At 38.4% G+C, this 2773-nt stretch carries 2 protein-coding genes; both read right to left on the bottom strand.

The window, feature by feature from the left end:
* A partial coding sequence (locus A6395_RS16290) for a Gfo/Idh/MocA family oxidoreductase (RefSeq protein WP_353647121.1) occupies positions 1 to 687 on the bottom strand: 687 nt, incomplete at its 3' end.
* Positions 688 to 1896: 1209 nt separating this feature from the next.
* On the bottom strand, positions 1897 to 2505 hold the full coding sequence (locus A6395_RS15580; protein WP_071399735.1) for a hypothetical protein: 609 nt from the start codon (positions 2503 to 2505) through the stop codon (positions 1897 to 1899).
* Positions 2506 to 2773 lie beyond the last annotated feature (268 nt).

Genomic DNA, 2773 nt, shown 5'->3' with positions numbered 1-2773 from the left:
GTTGTCCCCGCGCTTATACAAATCGTAGCGTGACGAGTATTGCGATTTGTTCAAGATGACACGTCGGACGGGACCGACGCGAGGCAGCGCTTGACGCAATATTTGGAAGTTCGGCATGAATAGGTTGCGGAGCGCCTCAAGGAGGACGACGTCGTGCTCGCGCGCCGTCTCGAGCATCAATTTGACCTCGTCGACGTTCGAGGCGAACGGTTTCTCGCAGAGGACGTGTTTGCCATGTCGCATGAACAAGATGCCCTGCTCGGCATTCTTAAAATCATTATTCAAGCGTTGTTCAATCAAATCATAAAACGCTATATTTTCTGATTCAGTCAGGCTAGAAATAAATTTAGGGACAATGATTGCCTCGTTCGTTTCATAGTATAAAAAGAAGTGACCATCGTCTTCACCAACGACCTTAATTGAATCCCATGGCACATCAGTTTTTTTGATCCCACTTTTAAAAGAAGAGCTTACGTGAACCCCGGTTTCATCGAGCTGCAACGTCACATCCCGTGGCCATCTTGTATCATTTTTATACGCAGATTTGAGTTTGCGAAGCGTGACGAAATCGTAATACTTTCCGATGAACGGTCTCAATAGAATGACGGGGATAATGGCTAAACATACTACGATGAGTTTAAATATATTCTCCGAATTCAAATAGAGAGAATAAAAATAGAGAGACATCGGCAATATGATATGGAGAACAATAAAGCCGAACAAGAAGACCATCATGGCGAGTGCGATGGTTGTAATATTGTATCTAGCTTTATGATGCTCGGTCCTCTTTAAAGAGTCTTTCTGTAAGGCCATAAAGTCTTCAAACGTCAATTGATATTTTGTATCCATCCTACAGCTCCTCTTCTTCCATATAAATAAAATTTACTTACATAATGCTAACCTAGGTCAACCGTAACAGATTATTTACGTTATTTTCCAGCGATATGACTTTAATCATATTTTGTATAAAGAGTGTACATATCTTTATTTGTTAAAGAATGTGGGCACTATCAGGTAGGTATACAGTGACAAATACTTATTATCATTTCAAATAAAGCAGTTTTTGAAGTTCAGAAAAGAGCTTAGTTTGATTTATGAAATAAGCTCTGTTTCATGGGGACAGTCTAATGAAAAGTGCCTCGATTTCTATGCGGCGATTAGCTGGCCTCTGCATTGTTACGGGATCATCTTTTTTAAGTTCCATTGTTTGCCTTCGCTGTTGTAATAGTCGATATAGGCGTTAACCATTAAACGAACCTCGGTGAGGTTCAGTGCCAATCGCTGGTCGACAAGGTCCTTCAGGTGCTTGTAATGAGACTAGAACGGTGCGTTGTCCAGACCGTTCCTACGACGTGACATAGACTGGACCAATCCTAGCCCGCGAATCTGCGATTGGTAGGCCGGATAAGTATAGTGAAACCCTTAGTCCGAATGGTCATCGCATCAGGATGTAAGTTCCTTTGGTGGTTCTCTTCCAGCTTCTTCATCTTCTGAAAGACGATGTCTATGTGAAGGCTCGTCGACATATGGTGCGCCACGTCCTTCACATAAAAGAGATAGACGTTCTGCTACTTTCGTGTCGGGAGATAGGCGATGTCCGTCACGAAAACCTTGCCCGGCCTGGCTCGTTTTGGTCGAACTGACGGTTCAGACGATTTTGAAGCTTTTAAATGTTCAATCCTCAAACCCCTCCGTAAAAGTTTCAAGTCCAACTTTTACGGAGGGGTTTAGTAGAAAGTGCTTTTATTTATACGGTTTGAAAGGCAAGTCAATTTTTATTCATCGTTTAAGTTTCACGCCATTTATATTATCAGTTGTAATAAGCTATGGATTTCTTGCTGTCCGCATCAACTTAAATTCGAGCTTCAAATAAATTACTTGCTAATAGTTAAAGAATCAACTTAAGAATTGTCCGTGTCTATTGTTTGCGGCGATTATGTCAGAGGATAAGTATTGATTGAGCAGGTCCCGAAGCTTTTGTTTCTCAGCCTTACTTATTCTAGCATCGCTAATAGGGACGATTACTCCCTCTTTAGATTCAAGATAGTATAAAAACAGACGAGTTTTGTCGTTACCCAATCTTTCAATAGATTTCCAACTAACCTTAGTGATTTTTTTAATTTGATTATTGATTGAGTGGATTTCTATTCCAGTTTCTTGAAAGTGCAAAATTAAATCTCGTGGAAAGCTATTGTCTTTTTTTAAAACGAACCTATAAATTAAGAGCCTCACAAAATCGGAAATTTTGCTTATAGCCGGCATCATCAATACAATAAATAAAACGGATCCAAATGCTCCCAGGATAGGAAGTATGTCATAAAATGAACTTGTCGAAGAAGTCGGTTTAAATAGAAGTGAAGCAAGGAATAACCCAATCCAATATACAATGAAAATTGTTGCGATGATTAAGGTGGTCTTTTTTTGTCGACGAGACCTTGTTTTATTTAAATAATCCTTTTGTAGTGCGATAATGTCTTCATAAGTCAATTGGTAGTTAATAATCATTAAGATTCTCCTATTTTCATGTCATTATTTTTATAATCACTTATGATTAATTTTTTCTGAAATCTAATACAATGTACTAAGTCTAAATACGTTTTGTTATTTACATTTGATGCATTAGGATTCCGTTATATTCTGAAGAAAAGTTCTCCTCACTAGATATAAAATTATATCTTATTTGAAAGTAACATAGTTCTGTTCTTTTCATAAACAACTTACCTTCATATAAAAATCCATAACATACATTTTAAGTTCGTTTCACTACCATCCC

Source organism: Exiguobacterium sp. SH31 (genome assembly GCF_001816105.1).
Classification (GTDB): domain Bacteria; phylum Bacillota; class Bacilli; order Exiguobacteriales; family Exiguobacteriaceae; genus Exiguobacterium; species Exiguobacterium aurantiacum_A.
Note: the sequence above shows the minus strand (reverse complement) of the source record. Positions and strands in the feature narration are given on the sequence as shown.

Bases quoted from the DNA above. Each gene is read 5' to 3' on its own strand.
- A6395_RS15580 (WP_071399735.1), bottom strand. From the start codon at position 2,505: ATGATTATTAACTACCAATTGACTTATGAAGACATTATCGCACTACAA.